The organism is Nocardia jiangxiensis NBRC 101359 (assembly GCF_000308615.1).
Classification (GTDB): domain Bacteria; phylum Actinomycetota; class Actinomycetes; order Mycobacteriales; family Mycobacteriaceae; genus Nocardia; species Nocardia jiangxiensis.
Genome location: NZ_BAGB01000018.1, coordinates 1 through 17,861, shown reverse-complemented (window position 1 = coordinate 17,861; position 17,861 = coordinate 1). Strand labels below are relative to the sequence as shown.

General features: G+C 67.8%; 15 protein-coding genes and 1 tRNA gene. 7 read left to right on the top strand and 9 right to left on the bottom strand.

All coding sequences use genetic code 11. The features are described 5' to 3' along the window. Positions 1-140 precede the first annotated feature (140 nt). Entirely contained in the window at positions 141-371 is a 231-nt protein-coding gene (rpmE, locus tag ON40_RS06805; protein ID WP_040819732.1) for a 50S ribosomal protein L31, read from the bottom strand. 452 nt (positions 372-823) lie between these two features. On the opposite strand from rpmE, the gene ON40_RS06800 reads away from it, so the two are divergent. Continuing rightward, positions 824-1,054, top strand: coding sequence for a hypothetical protein (locus ON40_RS06800; protein WP_040819731.1), 231 nt, complete (start codon positions 824-826; stop codon positions 1,052-1,054). A gap of 124 nt (positions 1,055-1,178) precedes the next feature. Here ON40_RS06800 and rho read toward each other — a convergent pair whose 3' ends face one another. The 6 genes from rho to argS form a co-directional block, all read right to left on the bottom strand. Further along, positions 1,179-3,260, bottom strand: coding sequence for a transcription termination factor Rho (gene rho / locus ON40_RS06795; protein ID WP_040819730.1), 2,082 nt, complete (start codon positions 3,258-3,260; stop codon positions 1,179-1,181). Between the two features lie 320 nt (positions 3,261-3,580). Continuing rightward, positions 3,581-4,522 carry a homoserine kinase gene (gene thrB, locus ON40_RS06790; protein ID WP_040819734.1) on the bottom strand — a complete coding sequence of 314 codons (942 nt, stop codon included), beginning with the start codon at positions 4,520-4,522 and terminating at the stop codon, positions 3,581-3,583. An 85-nt stretch (positions 4,523-4,607) separates the two neighbouring features. Then, positions 4,608-5,702 carry a threonine synthase gene (gene thrC / locus ON40_RS06785; RefSeq protein ID WP_040819729.1) on the bottom strand — a complete coding sequence of 365 codons (1,095 nt, stop codon included), beginning with the start codon at positions 5,700-5,702 and terminating at the stop codon, positions 4,608-4,610. Continuing rightward, a complete protein-coding gene (locus ON40_RS06780; RefSeq protein WP_040819728.1) occupies positions 5,699-7,048 on the bottom strand; it encodes a homoserine dehydrogenase in 1,350 nt (449 codons plus the stop codon). The genes thrC and ON40_RS06780 overlap by 4 nt, the downstream gene beginning before the upstream one ends. Next, complete coding sequence (lysA, locus tag ON40_RS06775; protein ID WP_040819726.1) at positions 7,045-8,466, bottom strand: diaminopimelate decarboxylase; 1,422 nt, start codon at positions 8,464-8,466, stop codon at positions 7,045-7,047. The genes ON40_RS06780 and lysA overlap by 4 nt, the downstream gene beginning before the upstream one ends. A gap of 49 nt (positions 8,467-8,515) precedes the next feature. After that, positions 8,516-10,174 carry an arginine--tRNA ligase gene (argS, locus tag ON40_RS53890; RefSeq protein ID WP_040819724.1) on the bottom strand — a complete coding sequence of 553 codons (1,659 nt, stop codon included), beginning with the start codon at positions 10,172-10,174 and terminating at the stop codon, positions 8,516-8,518. Between the two features lie 91 nt (positions 10,175-10,265). Between argS and ON40_RS06765 the strand changes: the two genes are divergently transcribed. The 3 genes from ON40_RS06765 (at position 10,266) to ON40_RS06755 (ending at position 12,000) form a co-directional block, all read left to right on the top strand. Further along, the gene (locus ON40_RS06765; protein ID WP_040819722.1) at positions 10,266-11,132 is read left to right on the top strand and encodes a thioredoxin-like domain-containing protein; all 867 of its coding nucleotides are present in this window, start codon (positions 10,266-10,268) and stop codon (positions 11,130-11,132) included. Beyond that, positions 11,133-11,837: a DUF305 domain-containing protein gene (locus tag ON40_RS06760; protein ID WP_040819720.1), complete on the top strand. Its 705-nt coding sequence runs from the start codon at positions 11,133-11,135 to the stop codon at positions 11,835-11,837. A 90-nt stretch (positions 11,838-11,927) separates the two neighbouring features. After that, a tRNA-Arg gene (locus ON40_RS06755) sits at positions 11,928-12,000 on the top strand. 36 nt (positions 12,001-12,036) lie between these two features. Here the strand turns inward: ON40_RS06755 and ON40_RS06750 are convergent. Further along, on the bottom strand, positions 12,037-13,443 hold the full coding sequence (locus ON40_RS06750; protein ID WP_051192768.1) for an FAD-binding oxidoreductase: 1,407 nt from the start codon (positions 13,441-13,443) through the stop codon (positions 12,037-12,039). Positions 13,444-13,513: 70 nt separating this feature from the next. After that, on the bottom strand, positions 13,514-14,095 hold the full coding sequence (locus ON40_RS06745) for a TetR/AcrR family transcriptional regulator (RefSeq protein ID WP_040819719.1): 582 nt from the start codon (positions 14,093-14,095) through the stop codon (positions 13,514-13,516). 105 nt (positions 14,096-14,200) lie between these two features. Between ON40_RS06745 and ON40_RS06740 the strand changes: the two genes are divergently transcribed. The 3 genes from ON40_RS06740 to ON40_RS06730 all read left to right on the top strand — a co-directional run bounded on the left by ON40_RS06740 (position 14,201) and on the right by ON40_RS06730 (position 17,705). After that, positions 14,201-15,367 carry an FAD-dependent oxidoreductase gene (locus tag ON40_RS06740; RefSeq protein ID WP_040819717.1) on the top strand — a complete coding sequence of 389 codons (1,167 nt, stop codon included), beginning with the start codon at positions 14,201-14,203 and terminating at the stop codon, positions 15,365-15,367. A gap of 104 nt (positions 15,368-15,471) precedes the next feature. After that, positions 15,472-16,140 (top strand): EthD domain-containing protein, encoded by a 669-nt coding sequence (locus ON40_RS06735; protein WP_040819716.1) that lies wholly within the window; start codon positions 15,472-15,474, stop codon positions 16,138-16,140. 161 nt (positions 16,141-16,301) lie between these two features. Beyond that, on the top strand, positions 16,302-17,705 hold the full coding sequence (locus ON40_RS06730; protein WP_040819715.1) for a metallophosphoesterase: 1,404 nt from the start codon (positions 16,302-16,304) through the stop codon (positions 17,703-17,705). Positions 17,706-17,861: the final 156 nt, after the last annotated feature.

Genomic DNA, 17,861 nt, shown 5'->3' with positions numbered 1-17,861 from the left:
GACGCGTGGCGGGTGCGAGGAACGAGTGCCCGACACGGGGCTCAGCGGTGAGACTTCGGGGGCCGCGAACCCGCCGGAGCGGAGGCCAAAAACACCGACGCCCGGCCTACGGTTACGTAGGACGGGCGTCGGCTGGACAGCTACTTGGCGTCGGACTTCTTCGGGGTGCGCTTGCCGTAGCGGGCCTCGAAGCGAGCGACGCGACCGCCGGTGTCGAGGATCTTCTGCTTGCCCGTGTAGAACGGGTGGCACTGCGAGCAGACCTCGACGTTGATGCGGCCCGACTCCTTGGTGCTGCGGGTCTGGAAAGTGTTCCCACAACCGCAGACGACGGTCGTCTCCACGTACGTGGGGTGGATTCCTGCCTTCATGGATGTCCTTTCGATGGTCGCCGGGTCGCCCACAGAGATGAGGACGTGAACCGGAACCGACTAGGCATTGTTGCCAACGAATCAGTGTAAACGCCGATCCGCCCCGGTTTTGTTCCGGGCCGGGTCCACCGGGCTCGGTTCCCAAAACAGGGAACAGGTATGTTTGCCCCCCTAGCGATCCCCATGGTAAGCCCCAAGAAAGTACGGGCACGCATATTCGCTGCTCTCGAGCCACGCTGAAGACGGGTAGTCGGCTACTCGCGAATGCGAACAGCATTGTTCATAGAGTATCGCCAGGGGGCCGAGACCGGCTAGGGACAGGAGGGAACGTAGTGAATCAGCACACCGCTCGGGGGGCTCGGGGGTCGCGGTCCCCCGGATCGGCGATCGGCCGTAGGGTTCGCGTCCTGCCGGGGGGTTGGCGCGCGGAACTCGTCGCCGGAGCCGTGTTGATGGTTTTGTTCGTGATGATCGCCGTCGGCTGGTGGGCCGCGCCCACGGATCGGGCCACCGCACTCCCCGCGCCCGGCACGACCGGAGATACCGAGCCCTACCAGTTCACCGCGACCGCGCTGCCGACCGGCGGCCTGGCCGCCGCCACCGCGCTGATCATCGGCGGACTGATCCTCGGCGCCGTGGTGGTCGGGCGAATCTTCTACTCCCCCAGCCGAAAACGCCGCTGAGGCCCTGCCACAGCAGGACCTCAGCGGGGGTTGGCATCCGGCGAGGACACGGCTTCTCGCCGGAAACACTCGCACTCCGCGCGGGCCCGTCGCGATACCGGCGAGCCCGCACGAACGCGGAGTACTACTCGTCCAGAGCGCCCGGCGCGGTCTTGGAGACCTGCACCAGGAATTCCATATTGTTCTTGGACTTGCGCAACCGGTCGATCAGCAGATCGATCGCCTGATGCGAATCCAGGCCGGACAGCACGCGCCGCAGCTTGTGGATGACCGCGGCCTCGTCCGGCGACATGATCAGCTCGTCCCGGCGGGTACCGGACGGGTTGACGTCCACCGCCGGGAACACCCGACGCTCGGCGATCTTGCGATCGAGCTTGAGCTCGGCGTTGCCGGTGCCCTTGAACTCCTCGAAGATGACCGTGTCACCGGTGGATCCGGTCTCCACCATCGCGGTCGCGATGATGGTCAGCGAGCCACCGTTCTCGATGTTGCGCGCCGCGCCGAGGAACCGCTTGGGCGGGTACAGCGCGGTCGAGTCGACACCACCGGACAGGATGCGACCCGAGGCCGGCGAGGAGTTGTTGTACGCGCGGCCCAGACGGGTGATCGAGTCCAGCAGCACGACGACGTCCTGGCCCATCTCCACCAGACGCTTGGCCCGCTCGATGGCGAGCTCGGCGACCGAGGTGTGATCGCTCGGCGGCCGGTCGAACGTCGAGGCGATCACCTCGCCGCGCACCGAGCGCTGCATGTCGGTGACCTCTTCGGGACGTTCGTCGACCAGCACCACCATCAGGTAGCACTCGGGGTTGTTGGTCGCGATCGCGTTCGCGATGTCCTGCATGATCGTGGTCTTACCGGCCTTGGGCGGGGACACGATCAGGGCGCGCTGGCCCTTGCCGATCGGCATGATCAGGTCGATCACGCGAGTGGTCAGCTTGTTCTGCGCGGTCTCGAGCCGCAGCCGCTGGTTCGGGTACAGCGGGGTCAGCTTGTTGAACTCCGGACGACGGCGGGCCGAATCGATATCGGTGCCGTTGACGGTGTCCAGCCGGACCAGCGGATCGAACTTCTGGCGCTGGTTGCCCTGCTCGCCCTCGCGGGGCGCGCGCACCGCACCGGTGATCGCGTCACCGCGGCGCAGGCCGTTCTTGCGAACCAGGTTCATCGAGACGTACACGTCGTTCGGGCCGGCCAGGTAGCCGGAGGTGCGCACGAACGCGTAGTTGTCCAGCACGTCCAGGATGCCGGCGACCGGCTGCAGGACGTCGTCCTCGCGGATCTCGACCTCGCGGGTCTCACCACCACCGGCACCGCCCTCGCGGTCCCGGCCCCGACGACGCTCCCGGAACCGGCGGCCGCGACGGCCCCGGCCGTCACCGTCGTCGTCACCGCCGCGATCGCGATCGCGGTCGGCGCCGTTGCGGTTCTGGTTGCCCTGACCGTTCTGCTGATTGCGGTCGCCCTGCTGGCTCCGGTCACTCCGGTCGCCCTGTTGGCTCCGGTCGCTCTGCTGATTGCGATCGCTCTGCTGATTGCGATCGCGGCGACGCTCGCCGGCGTCCTGCTCGGTCTTGGCCTCGGCGCCGTTGGTCTCGGCCTTGGCCTCGCCACCGTCGGCCGGGCGCTGCTCACGGCCGCGGCGCTGCCGACCACGACCGCGCTGGCCACCCTCGCGACCGGTCTCTTCACCCGAATCGGCCGGGCGCGCAGGCGAATCAGCCTTGGCCTGGGCAGGTTCGGCGACCTTCTCCGAAGACTTCTCGGCGGACTTGCCCGCCTTCTCCGCGGACTTCTCGGCCTTCTCGGCAGGCTTCTCGACGGGCTTGTCGGCGACGCCGTCCAGCGTCTGCTGCTCACCACGCGCCGAACCGGACTTGGCCCGCGGCGATTCCGCGGCGGGGGCGAGCTCAGCGGTCTTCGCCGACTTCGCGGGCGCGGATTCTTCGCGGCCACGCGTGGGCTTACCGGCCTGATTTTCCTTGATGGCGGCGATCAGATCGCCCTTGCGCATTCCGGAAGTGCCTCGTATACCGAGCTCTCCGGCGAGTGCGCGCAACTGCGGCAACAACATTCCAGTCAGCCCCGATCGTGCGACGTCGGTTTGTTCGCTCATCTTCGAAATCTGTCCGGAGTCACTATCGCGGTCCGAGGAACGTCCATCGGTTTCCACCCCGGGTGTCGCGAGCAGGTCCGTATCTGTCACGGAGATCCTTTCCTTCCCTCGATTGCCGTGTGCTTGTTCGAGGGTTTCGTTCCGAAGCCCGGTCACTGTGCCGAGCCCGGATGCCGTATCGCCTGCCCCGCCGGACCTGCGGTTCATCACCACTAGGTCTGCGCCACCGGTTCACAAAGGTGGGAGTTCATTCCAGTGCCGACCCCGAGAGCTCGAGACCCGTCTCGCGAGTCTGAGCAAGAAGCCTGCTGGAGCGATTGCCCAAATGAAGCACCGGCGTCTGATGCGCACGATGTACGGACTCGCTCAGGATAGCCCCCCGCAGGAATGCCTGCAAGGCAGGCACGCCGTCAATCGGTTCGCACACCATCGGAAATGGCGGGTTCGAGTACGCGCAGCCCCTCGGCAATCGCTAGTTCACGCAGTTCGGCAGGAAATTCACCGGTGCTCAACGCCAGCACGGTCGGGCCCGCGCCCGATACCGTCGCGGCGATTCCGGCCTCGCGCAACCGGGCGATCCAGGCGGTCGTGACCGGCAGCGCCGAGGCGCGGTAACCCTGATGCAGTCGATCCTCGGTAGCGGGAATCAGCAGGTCAGGACGTTGCGTCAAGGCCACTACCGCGAGTGCGGCACGGCTGGCGTTGAATGCGGCGTCACCGTGCGGCACCGTTTCTGGAAGCAGCCCGCGGGTGTGCGCGGTGGCCGAACGCTCCTCGGGCACCAACACGTACGCCCGCAGCCGATCGTGCGGATCCAACCGAACGGCGCGATATCTGCGGCCGAGCAGTTCACCGTCGGCAACCTCGACGTTCTCGGTCCAGGAAACGACGATTCCGCCCAGTACACTGGCGGCGGCATTATCCGGGTGACCCTCGAATTCCGCTGCCAGCTGGACCAATTCGGCATCGTCGTACATGAGTTCCGAATCGAATTTCGCGGCCAGAGCCCGGCCCGCGGCAAGGCCGCCGACCACCGCCGAGGCCGAGGAGCCCAGCCCGCGAGAATGCGGAATCACGTTGTGGCACACCACATCCAGGCCGTCGGCCCAGACGCCCGCTGCCTGCAGGCCGCGTTCGATCGCCCGGACCACGAGATGTGAAGGGCCCCAAGGCACATCGTCCGCACCTTCACCCTCGACCCGGATCGTGAGCCCGGATTCGGTGGTGCGCACGACGATCTCGTCGTACAGACCCAGTGCGATTCCCAGCGAATCGAATCCGGGTCCGAGATTGGCACTGGACGCGGGCACCCGCGCCGTGACGCACAACCCGGCGGGCAAGGTCCGGGTCACACCGGAGCCGTGCCGTTCGGCGTCGGCGACTGCGGGCGTTGTGACATGGTTCACTCGCTCACGTTGCCCTTCCCGCGCAGTCAACTCAGGCCAGTTCCAGCTCGTGGGCGACCGCGACCGGGTCGACCGCGATCGCCTGGACCTGCGGCATACCCGACAGCGCGGTGTCGGGATCCTTGAGGCCGTTACCGGTCACCGTGCAGACCACGGTCAGGCCCGCATCCAGCCAACCCTCCTTGCGCGCGGCCAGCAGCCCGGCCACGCTGGCGGCCGAAGCCGGCTCGACGAATACGCCCTCGGTGCCCGCGACCAGGCGATACGCCTCGAGAATCGCCTCGTCGGTGGCCGCGCGGAACGCGCCGCCGGATTCCTCCTTGGCGGCCACCGCACTGTTCCACGACGCGGGCGCGCCGATCCGGATTGCGGTGGCGATCGTCTCGGGATCCTTCACCGGCGCGCCGTTGACCAGCGGTGCGGCGCCCGCGGCCTGCACGCCGAGCATGCGCGGACGCGCGGTGGTCAGGCCGTCGGCGTGATATTCGCTATAGCCCTTCCAGTAGGCGGTGATATTCCCCGCGTTGCCGACCGGCAGCGCGTGCACGTCGGGCGCGCGGCCGAGCGCGTCGCAGATCTCGAAGGCCGCGGTCTTCTGCCCTTCGATACGCGCCGGGTTCACCGAATTCACGAGGCCGACCTGCGGGAACTCCGAGGTGACCTTGCGGGCGAGCTCGAGGCAGTCGTCGAAATTGCCGTCCACCTGGATGATCTTCGCGCCCAGCATGACCGCCTGGGCCAGCTTGCCCATCGCGATCTTGCCCTGCGGAATCAGCACCGCGCAGTGCATGCCCGCCCGAGTGGCATACGCCGCGGCCGAAGCCGAGGTGTTGCCGGTCGAGGCGCACAGCACCGCCTTCTGACCGCGTGCCTTGGCATCGGTCATCGCCACGGTCATCCCGCGATCCTTGAAGGATCCGGTCGGGTTCAGGCCCTCGACCTTGAGATACACCTCACATCCGGTGAGTTCGGAGATGTGGTGCGCGGGCACCAAGGGCGTACCGCCCTCGTACAGCGTGACCGTCTCCCAGTCCGCGCCGACCGCGAGGCGATCCCGATATGCCTCGATCAGCCCTGGCCAGGGTTTGTGTACCGCGGTGGGAATCGGCACTCCTACCTTGTTCATTCCTCGGTGCCTTCCAATCTCACAACGCTGGTCACGGATGTGACGGATTCCAGCTCGGCCAACGCGGCCACCGTATCTGCCAGCGCAGACTCGGTCGCGTGGTGGGTGACCACGACCAGTCGCGCGCCCTCGTCCTGTCCCTCCTGACGGACGGTCGAGATGCTGACACCGTGCTGGGCGAATTCCCCGGCGACCGCCTGCAGAACTCCGGTGCGGTCGGCGACCTTCAAGTTCACGTGGTAGCGGGTCGGTGTGTCGCCGATCGGCGCGATCGGCAGCTCAGCATAAACCGATTCGCCCGGTGCGCGACCACCGAAGAACTTGTTGCGCGCGGCCATCACCAGATCACCCATCACCGCCGATGCGGTCGGCGCGCCACCGGCGCCCTGGCCGTAGAACATCAACCGGCCCGCATTCTCGGCCTCCACGACGACGGCGTTGAATGCGCCGCTCACCGAGGAGAGCGGATGTTTGCGCGGGATCAGCGCGGGATACACCCGGACCGAGATGCGGTCCTTACCGCCCTGCGCGGACCCGGGTTCGCCGGGGCTCGCGGGGACTCGCTCGCAGATTGCCAGCAGCTTGACGGTGCAACCGACGGCGGCGGCGGTCTCCAGATCCTCCGAGGTGATCCGCGAGATGCCCTCGCGGTAGACGTCCGCGGCGGTGACCCGGGTGTGGAAGGCCAGCGACGCCAGGATCGCGGCCTTCGCGGCGGCGTCGAAACCCTCGACGTCCGCGGTGGGATCGGCCTCGGCGTAGCCGAGGCGGGTGGCCTCCGCGAGCGTCGCGCTGTAGTCCGCACCGGTCTCGTCCATCGCCGACAGGATGAAATTCGTTGTGCCGTTGACGATTCCGACCACGCGATTGACCCGGTCGCCGGACAGCGACTGGATCAGCGGGCGCACCACCGGGATGGCCCCGGCGACGGCGGCCTCGAAGTACAGATCCGCGCGGCTGTGCTCGGCGGCCGCGGCGAGCTCACCGGTGTAGTCGGCCAGCAGCGCCTTGTTCGCGGTCACCACCGACTTGCCCGCGGTGAGCGCGGTGCCGATCAGTTCGCGGGCCGGATCGATGCCGCCCATCACCTCGACGACCAGATCCACGTCCTCGCGATTGACCAGCGCGCGTGCGTCGGTGGTCAGCAGCTCGGGATCGATGCCCCGGTCCACATCGAGCCGACGTACCGCGACCCCGCGCAGCACCAGCGGCGCGCCGACGCGTTGCCGCAGGTCCTGGGACTGTTCCTGGATGATCCGCACGACCTCGGTGCCGACATTTCCCATGCCCAGGACCGCGACGCCGATCGGATGATCGGATCCGAAGGGATGTCCCTGGTCCGTCATGACTGCACCTCCAAGCTCAAGAGATCTTCCACCGTTTCGCGACGCAGGATCAGGCGCGCCTGCCCGTCGCGCACGGCGACCACCGCCGGGCGGGTCAACAGGTTGTACCGGCTCGACATCGAATAGCAGTACGCACCCGTCGCCGCGACGGCGATCAGATCGCCCGGACCGACGTCCTCGGGCATCCAGGTGTCGCGAATGACGATATCGCCACTCTCACAATGCTTTCCGACTACGCGAGCGACGACCGCGGCGGCCTCGCTGGACCGCGAGACCAGACGGCAGTCGTATTCGGCCTGATACAGCGCCGGGCGGATGTTGTCGCTCATACCGCCGTCCACGCTGACGTAGCGGCGCTGCGCGCCCGCGTCCAGGACGACGTCCTTGATCGTGCCGACCTCGTACAATGTGACGGTGCTCGGTCCGGCGATGGCGCGGCCCGGTTCGATCGCGATGGTCGGGGTGGGCAGTCCGATGTGCGCGGACTCCTCCTCGACCAGATGGCAGACCTTCTTCGCGAATTCGTCCAGCGGCGGCGCGTCGTCACCGGGCAGATACGAAATACCCAGTCCGCCACCGAGATCCAGCGTGTGGATCTGCGCCGTGCGCTCGACGCCGAACTTCTCGATCGCCTCGCGCAGCAGACGCAGCATGCGGCGCGCGGATATCTCGAAGCCGTCGATGTCGAAGATCTGCGAACCGATGTGACTGTGCAGGCCGACCAGACGCAGATTCTGCGCCTCGAACACCCGCGCCAACGCCTCCATCGCATCGCCGCCCGCGATCGAGAAGCCGAACTTCTGGTCCTCGTGCGCGGTCGAAATGTATTCGTGCGTATGGGCTTCCACGCCGACGGTGACGCGCACCAGGACATCCTGCACCACCCCGGCGCGACCGGCCGCGGCCTCGAGCCGGTCGATCTCGATCAGCGAGTCGACCACGACGTGGCCAACCCCGGCCTCGACCGCCGCGTCCAGTTCGGCGACCGATTTGTTGTTGCCGTGCAGGGCGATTCGCTCGGCCGGGAATCCGGCGTGCAGGGCCACCGCGAGTTCGCCTCCGGAGCACACGTCCAGGGACAGGCCCTCGTCGCGGACCCAGCGCGCGACCTCCCCGCACAGGAAAGCCTTGGAAGCGTAGTGAACTCGAGCATTCGGTCCGTACGCGCGCACCATGTCGCGGCAGCGGGAACGGAAGTCGTCCTCGTCCACCACGAACAGCGGGGTGCCGAACCGCTCGGCGAGTTCGGACACCGGCACACCGGCCAGGCGCACCACGCCGTCGGCATCGCGAGAAGCGTTGCGGGGCCAGACGTTCTCGGGCAGATCGATCAGCTGCGCCGGATCCTTCGGCCGCTCCGGAAGATTCGGGGCGTGCGGGATCTCGGCGTGTCGCGGCCCGGCCGGATGCGCGCTCATGCCGGAGCACCCATGGTTCGCTCGCTCACGACGGATGGTTCCTTCCTCATTACATGCGCTCCGGAGCGCTGACGCCCAAGAGCGACAGACCGTTGCGCAACACCTGACGCGTCGCCTTCACCAGTTCCAGACGCGCGGCGTTCCGCGGGGTGAGCGGCTCATCGCCCTGCGGCAGGACGCGCATGTCGTTGTCGGACTGGAAGGGGTGGTACACACCGGCCAGCTCCTCCAGATACCGCACCACCCGATGCGGCTCGCGCATCTCCGCGGCCGTGGCCACGATCCGGGGGAACTCGCCCAGGGTGCGGATCAGCTCGCCCTCGCGGTCCGCGGTCATCGCGGCGAAATCCGGTGTCACCGAGGCGAAGTCGAAGGACTCCGAGTTCTCGATGATCCGGCACGTGCGGGCGTGCGCGTACTGCACGTAGTAGATCGGGTTGACGCTCTCCTGTTTGGTCCACAGGTCCAGATCGATATCGATACTGCTGTTGGCCGAGGAGCGCATCAGCGAATAGCGAGCGGCGTCGACGCCGATCGCGTCGACCAGGTCGTCGAGCGTGACGATGGTGCCCGCGCGCTTGGACATCCGCACGGCCACACCGTCTTTCACCAGATTCACCATCTGGCCGATGAGCACCTCGACGGTGGCCGGATCGTCGCCGAAGGCGGCCGCGGCGGCCTTCAGACGGCCGATGTAGCCGTGGTGGTCCGCGCCGAGCATGTAGATGCACAGGTTGAAACCACGCGAACGCTTGTTGTGGAAATATGCGATGTCACCGGCGATATAGGCGGAATTGCCGTCGCTCTTGATGACCACGCGGTCCTTGTCGTCACCGTATTCGGTGGAGGCGATCCACCACGCGCCGTCCTTCTCGTACAACTTCCCCGAGGACTTCAGCGTGGCCACCGCGCGCTCGACCTCACCGGATTCGAACAGCGCGCTCTCGTTGAAATAGACGTCGAAGTCGGTGCCGAAATCGTGCAGGGACGCCTTGATCTGCCCGAACATCAGCTCGACGCCCTCGCGCCGGAACAGCTCGTGCCGCTCGGTCTCGGGCAGCTGCGCCGCGCCCGGATTCGCCGCGACGATCGTGTCGGCGATCTCGGCGATGTACGCGCCCGCATACCCGTCGTCGGGGGTGGGCGCGCCGGTGGCCTTGGCGACCAGGGAGTTGGCGAAACGGTCGATCTGCGCGCCGTGATCGTTGAAGTAGTACTCCCGGGTGACCTCCGCGCCCTGGGCGATCAGGATGCGGCCGAGGGCATCGCCCACCGCCGCCCAGCGGGTGCCGCCGAGATGAACCGGACCGGTCGGATTGGCGGAGACGAATTCCAGGTTGATCTTCGCGCCCGCGAGGGTGTCGGCGGTGCCGTAGCGCTCACCGGCGGCGAGGATCTTCTCGATGATCGCGCCCTGCGCGCCGGCGGCGAGGCGGATGTTGAGGAATCCGGGGCCGGCGACCTCGGCGGTGTCGATACCGTCCGAGGCCGAGAGCGCCTCGGCGAGCAGATTGGCGAGTTCGCGCGGATTCATTCCGGCCTTCTTCGCCACCTGCATGGCCACATTCGTGGCATAGTCACCGTGCTCGGGATTGCGCGGGCGCTCCACCGTGACCTCGTCGGGCAGGACCGCCGGGTCCGATCCACGTTCCACGAGCACCTTCGCGGCGGTAGCACGAAGGAGATCTGCAAGGTCAACTGGAGTCACGGGTAACTATCCTATGGTTCGAGCAGGGGGGCGCCGCCAGCGGGTTTCCCGGACTCGGATCAGCCGACCGATCGAAGAGAGCCCATCAGCGATGCCGAACACCAGCGCAAAATCGGCCAAGGCCATTCGTGCCGCCGCCCGGTCCGCTCCCGCGAGTAAATCGGGAGGGGGTCCGAAACTGCCCGGGGGACGGCGGATCCAGTGGCCCATCGTCGGCGGCGGCGTCGTGATCGTGGTGCTGGTCGCCGCGCTGGCGATCTACCTGGTGCCGAAATATCAGCAGAAGTCCGATGCGCAGAAGTTCACCCCGACCGCCGAGCACAAGGATCCCTCGACCGACATCGCGGGCGTGGTGCGCAAGGACTATCCGGCCGGTCTGCACGTCTCGGCGACCCAGCGCGTGGCTTACGACATGACCCCGCCGATGGGCGGCCCGCACGACGCGTCCTGGGCCACCTGCACCGGCGTGGTCTACGGCAAGGCGATCCGCACCGAGAACGCGGTGCACTCGATCGAGCACGGCGCGATCTGGATCGCCTACAACCCGGACAAGGTCACCGGCGCGGCCCTGGATTCGCTGAAGCAGCGCGTCGCGGGGAAGCCGGCCATGCTGATGTCGCCGTATCCCGGTCTGGATCACGCCGTCTCGCTGCAATCCTGGGGCCACCAGCTGAAGCTGGACAGCACCGACGACAAGCGCATCGGTGAATTCATCAGCGCCCTGCGCCTGAACCAGTACACCTACCCCGAGGTCGGCGCGGACTGCGCCAACCCGACCTTCGACACCGACAACCCACCGGTATTCGACCCCACTCCCCCCGGCAAGGACGCGATCCCGATGGACGGCAAGGGATTGCAGGCCGACCTCAGCGAGATGGGTGGCGCGTTGCCGGGCGGGATCCCGGGCATTCCCGTTCCGTCCGGCGGCGGTCAGGTCGTGCCGGGGGCAGGTCAGTAGATGACCGCCGAAGAGTCCCTGCACGACTCCGAGCAGTCCCCCCGGCGCCGCACGGCACTTCTGGCGCTGATCGGAGCGTGCCTGCTGCTGACCGGATTCGCGATCGGCGTGATAGCGCGAATCCCTTTGCAGCACAAGGCGGATGCCGCGCCCAACGCGGTGGATGCGGGCTTCTGTCAGGACATGTCGGTGCATCACGCGCAGGCCGTGCAGATGGCCGCGCTCGAATTGTCCGGCGGCAGTGATCCGGAGGTGAAGCGGCTGGCCTACGACATCCTGACCACCCAGCAGAATCAGGCCGGGCGCATGCAGGGCTGGTTGCAACTGTGGGAGCGGCCGACCCTGAATCCGGACGGCTACATGGGCTGGATGACAGACCACGCGTCCATGCACGGATCGATGGGTTCGATGCCGATGACCGCGACGCCCACCGGCCCGGTGCAATCCATGCCCGGCATGGCCACAGACGCCGAGCTGACACAACTACGCCAACTCACCGGCCCCGCCCAGGACACCCTGTTCCTGCAACTGATGCTCCGCCACCACCGCGGCGGCATCGCCATGGTCGCCTACGCGAACAGCCACGCCGACACCGACGCCGTGCGCACCCTCGCCGACAGCATGAACGCCACCCAGCAGGGCGAAATCCAACTCATGACCCAACTCCTGACCGCCCGCGACGCAACCCCGCTCCCCATGACCTGACACCCGCCGAAACCCGCTTTTTGGCGCACGGCCGATGATGCGATACGCTTTCCCAGCCCGATCGGACAATGGACGAACGGGTCCATCCCCGCCCTCGTAGCTCAGGGGATAGAGCGTCTGCCTCCGGAGCAGAAGGCCGCAGGTTCGATTCCTGCCGAGGGCACGCAGAGCACGTGAGCCCTGACCGTCGGATTGCCGGTCAGGGCTTTTCTGCGTCGCGCACGTCGATCACCTTGCCCGGGTTGAGGATTCCCAGTGGGTCGAGGGCTTGTTTGATGCTGTGGTGCATGGCCATGGCGACGGGGTCGAGTTCGCGGGACAGGCCGGGCATCTTGAGCAGGCCGACGCCGTGTTCGCCGGTCACGGTGCCGCCGAAATCCAGTGCGGCGTCGATGATGTCGGCGAAGGCGGCCTGGGCTCGGGTGCGGGCGGCCTCGTCGTCGTGCGAGGTGATGAGCAGGGGGTGCAGGTTGCCGTCACCGGCGTGCGCGATATTGGCGATCACGGTGTCGTGCCGCAGCGCGATCTCCTCGATGCGGGCGAGCATGTCGGGCACCGCGCGCACCGGGACGCAGATGTCCTCGGTGAGAACGGGTCCCAGGCGTTCGACCGCCGGATAGGCCAGGCGGCGGGCCTGGAACAGCGCCTCGGATTCGATCTCGTCGGTGGATACCGCACTCCAGGTGGCGCCTGCCTTCTCGAAGCAGTCGCGCATGGTCTCCGCGTCGGCCTCACCGACCGATCCGGCGACGTCGACCCGGCCCAGCAGGACCACCTCGGCGTCCACCGACAGTCCGAGTTTCTTCCAATCGTCCACCGCGCGTAGACAATGCCGATCGATGAGTTCCAGCGCGGAGGGAATCACCCCGGAACCGACCACGGCCTCGACGGCGCGTCCGGCGCTGACGATGGAGTCGAAGTATCCGGCCACGGTGCGTTCGGCCGGACGCTTCGGGCGCAGCCGCACCGTGATCTCGGTGATGATGCCGAGCGTGCCCTCCGAGCCGACCATCAGCCCGGCCAGGTCGTAGCCCGCCACACCCTTCGCGGTGCGACGGCCCAGCCGCACCAATTCCCCTGTGCCGGTGACGATCTGCATGCCCAGGACGTAATCGCGGGTCACCCCGTACTTCACGCAGCACAGTCCGCCCGCGTTCGTGGCGACGTTGCCGCCGATGGTGGACCACGGCGCGCTCGCCGGATCCGGCGGATACCAGAGCCCGTGCTCCGCGCAGGCGGTACGCAGATCCTCGTTGACCACGCCCGGTTGGACGACCGCGACACGTTCGAGCGGATCGATGTCCAGTACGGCGTTCATCCGCTCGAAGGAGAGCACCACACTGCCGCGGGTCGCGTTCGCCCCGCCGGACAGTCCCGTTCCCGCGCCGCGCGCGATCACCGGCGTGCGATGCTCCGCACACCACCGCACGATGGTGCGGACCTCCTCGGCCGAATGCGGCCGCAGCACCGCCAGCGGCGGCTCGTGGGGCGCCCATTCGGCCTCGTCGTGCCCGTACCGTTCGATGACGTCCGGATCCGTGACGACGCGGCCCGCGGGCAGCCGCGCGGCCAGTTCCTGCACCGAATTCTCCACCGCACCTCGCATTCCTCGTGCGCGTCGTGTCGCCACGACGGCAGCTCAACCCTACGGCCCGGCAGGTCGGGGGTCGCGGAGGTCAGGATTCGCCGGGACGAAGCGTCAGGTATCGCTGCAGAACGGGTGCGAGATCGGCGGTCAGTTCGGCGTGCGTCATCGCGACCACGGGTTCGAGCCGCAGCACGTAGCGGCACAGCGCCATGCCGAGGATCTGGCTGACGATCAGACCCGCGCGGCGCGGGGCGTCGGCCGGATCGCCGACGCGCAACACCATCGGCATGATCTGCCCGGCGAAGATCTGCTGGGCGCGCTTACCCACCGAGTCGTCGGTCACTGCCGAGCGCAGCAGGGTGAGCAGGATCTCGTCGCCGGGCGGGGTCTCCCACAGTTCGAGGAAACGGTGCACGATCGTCTCCCCGAGCGAATCCTGGTGCACCACACCGAGATCCGGCAGTTCCAGATCGATCTCCAGGGCGGCGTCGAACAGCCCCTCCTTACTGCCGTAGTACCGCATCACCATCGACGGATCGATCTCGGCGTCGGCCGCGATGGCCCGGATGGTCGCCTTGCGGAATCCGTCCTGCGCGAAGCGGCGCCGGGCGGCGGCCAGGATGGCGGCGCGGGTGACATCGGAGCGGCGTGCGGTGGGCTCGGCAGTCATGCCAACAAATGTAGGCCAACAACTGTTGACGTGCCACCGCCGGAGTCTTATCGTTGATGTCAACAGCCGTTGGCCAACAGATGTTGGCAAATCTGAGGAGCCGTTATGAACACCGTTCCCGCCACCGCCTCGGTCGTCGTCATCGGTGCAGGTCCCGCAGGAATGACCGCCGGAATCGCCCTGGCCGACGCGGGCGTGGACGTGATCCTGCTGGATCGGCTGCCCGAAGGAGCGAACACCTCGCGAGCCGCGGTCGTGCACGCCCGCACCCTCGAGGTGCTGGACGAGTTCGGTGTCGCCGAGGAGTTGAACGAGCGTGGACTCGTCATCGACCAGTTCGACCTCAACGACGGTTCGCAGCGCCTGGCCACCGTCCGCTTCGACGACCTGCCGACCCGGTTCCCCTACACGCTGCTGATCAGCCAGGCCACCACCGAAGAGGTGCTGCTGGCCCGGCTCCGCGAGGCCGGTGGCACGGTTCTGCGGCCGTACACGGTCACCGCGGTCGCGGGCGACGATACCGGCGTCACCGTCGAATTCAGCGATGCCGCAGGTGATTCCGGATCGATCCGGGCGGACTACGTGATCGGCGCGGACGGCATGCACAGCATGGTCCGCGAACAGGCGGGCATCGGATTCACCGGGGCGAGCTATCCGGAATCGTTCGCGCTGGCCGACGTCCGGATGGACTGGCCCGCCCCGCGCACCGAGGTCGCGCTGCACCTGGCGCCGCAGGGATTCACCCTCGTCGCGCCGCTGCCGGACGAGCAGGACGACCGGTACCGCATCGTCGCCACCATCGACGACGCACCCGAGCATCCGGACCTGGCCTTCATGCAGGCCATCATCGACGACCGGCGTCCGGGCGGACAGGTGCGAGAGGTGCTGTGGAGCTCGCGTTTCCGCGTGCACCACCGGCTCGCGGACCACTACCGCGCGGGCCGCATCCTGCTGGCCGGTGACGCCGCCCATGTGCACAGCCCGGCCGGCGGGCAGGGAATGAACACCGGCATCCAGGACGGCGCGCTGCTGGGTCGGCTGCTCGCGCGGGTACTGCACGGCGAGCCGGACAGGCTGCTCGACCGGTACGAGGAAATCCGCCGCCCGGTCGCCCAGGGCGTGGTCACCCTCACCGATCGGATGACCCGCATGGCCACCCTGCGTCCGCGACCGGCACGTGCACTGCGCAACATCGTGATTCGCACCGCGACCTCGTTCCCGAGCGTCCGGCGGGCCGTCGCCTTCCGGCTCGCCGAACTCACCGCTCGCTGATCGCGGCGAATTCCGCTCACCGAGATCGTCCGCGGGAATTCCCGCGGACGATCGCCGCGCACCGATAGCCTCGTCGACCACACCGATGCCGAAAGGGCGCCGAGATGAAACTGATGTACGCCCTGTGGGGTTCGGATCTGGCCGAAACGCTGCGCTCCCCCGACGCACACACCCGGCTGGCCCGCGCGGGCGCGACCGAACTGCAGGTCAACGTGGTCGACGACGATGTCGCGGCGGCGAATCTGCGGCTGTCGACCTACGACGAACCGGTGGCCGCGGTGGTCAGCGTGTGGACCGAGACCGGCCAGGAACCGATCACCCGCGAACTGACCGCCCTCGCCGATCGGGTCGAGGGCTGGATCGTCGAGGAACGCGTCCCGATGCAGCCTCCGGCGACCGCCGACGGCGTGCGCTTCGACGCGTTGTCCAATATCGCGTTCCTGCGGGTTCCGGCGGAGATGACGCCCGAGGCGTGGCGGCGGTACTGGCACGAGGTGCACACCACGATCGCCATGGAAACCCAGGCGACCTTCGGTTATCTGCAGAACATCGTCGTCTCGGCGATAACTCCGGGACGTCGGGTCGACGGCCTGGTCGAGGAGCTGTTCCCGATGGCCGCCATGACCGATCCGCACGCGTTCTGGGGCAGCGGCGGCGACGATGCCGAGCTGCAACGCCGGGTCACCCGCATGATGACCAGCATCGATGCCTTCGGGGCCAACCGCGAGATCGACGTCGTCCCCACCAGCAGATACCACTACGACCTGCGCTGAGGTCACGGTCCACGAACCGATCGAACAACTCGTGCGCACCCGATTCCGATGTGTCCGGACCGGCCTGCACGATCGCGAGCCCGGGGCCCGCGTGCCGTAACCTGCGCGGTGACGATGCCCGCGTTCGGACGGCGGGCCGGGTGCGAACGGGGAGGCCGCTGATGACGTGTTGTGGTCCGAATCGGCGACGGATGCTGGCGGCGCTGGCAGCTGCACCGATCATGGTCGCGGCGGGAACTGCTCGTGCACAACCGAATTCGACGATCGCCACCGATCTCGAGGTGGTGACGCTGACACCGGACTCGGTGATCCTGACCTGGACCACGCTGGGGGCGGACGCGTCCGGGAATCGGATTCCCGTGGACGCGGGCACGCAGGTCCGCCTGGCCCCGGCCGATTCGACCGGCCCGGCGCGGATCGCCCACGACGACACCGACCGGACGCCGTACCACTACGCCGAGATCACCGGTCTCGAACCCGGTCGCGGCTATCGTTTCGAGGCGTGGTCCGACGGCGTGCGGGCGACTCCCGCGGCGACCGTGGTGACCCATCTGCCCGGAAGTGCCGAATGCACAGGACTTTTCAGCACGCCGGTGCCGCCGCCGGGCCGTTTGGTGCGCACCGTGGCGCTGTCCAACGACGTGCATTTCGGCGAGGAGGTCTCCGGTCTGCTCGCGAACGATTATCCGCCGGGCGTCCGGCAGGAACCGGGCCTGCCGCCGTATCCCGAGGTGATGCTGACCGCGATGCTCGGCGATCTGCGCCGCCCCGACCGCGGCGCGGACCATCTGCTGCTGGCCGGTGACCTCACCGCGGAGGCCACGCCGGACCAAAGCCGTTCCGTGCGAGCGCATCTGGACCGTTGGGGCCGGGCCGGGCGGGACTGGTTCGCCGTGCGCGGCAATCACGATCGGCCGCACGTCGGTGCGGAATACGCCGGATGTCCCACCGTGGCCGATACCGCCCACCACGACTGCTGGGGCGAATCATTCGGCGCGCGAGGACAACTCACCGAACATCGGCTGGGCGAGTTGCGGCTGCTCGGCCTGGACACCACCCGCCTCGACGCGGCGGGCGGCGCCATCGATCCCGATCAGTTCGCCCATCTGCGCGAGGTGCTGCGAGCCGACCCGGACCGCCCGACACTGGTTTTCGGCCACCACCCCGTCACCCTGAATTCGGCCCTGTCCAATATCAACGGCCCGGATTTCACCCTGAACCGCGCCGACGCGACGACCCTGCAGAACCTCTACCGATCCGCGCCCGGGATTTTCCTGCATCACGCGGGCCACACCCACCGCAACCGCCGCACCGCCCCGGACATCCCGCTGAACGTCGAATTCCTCGAGGTCGGCGCGGTCAAGGAATACCCCGGCGGCTACACCCTCGTACGCCTCTACGAAGGCGGCTACACCATCAATTTCTACAAGACCCGAACCCCCGACGCCCGCCGCTGGAGCACCCGCAGCCGAGCCGAATACCTGGGCCTCATCCCCGAATACACCCTCGGCACCACCGCCGACCGCAATCACGTTGTCCTACGCGACCTTTCGGGCCTGGCCTAACTCGGCCAGCAGGCACACACATCACAAATCGACATATCGTCGCCACATCCACACGGCTGCACAGCATTCGACCACCGACCGCAACACCAGCCCGGCATACCTGGTTCCGCCGGCCCTGGACAACGCCAGCCCCGTTCACGGCCCGTCTCGCCGGTC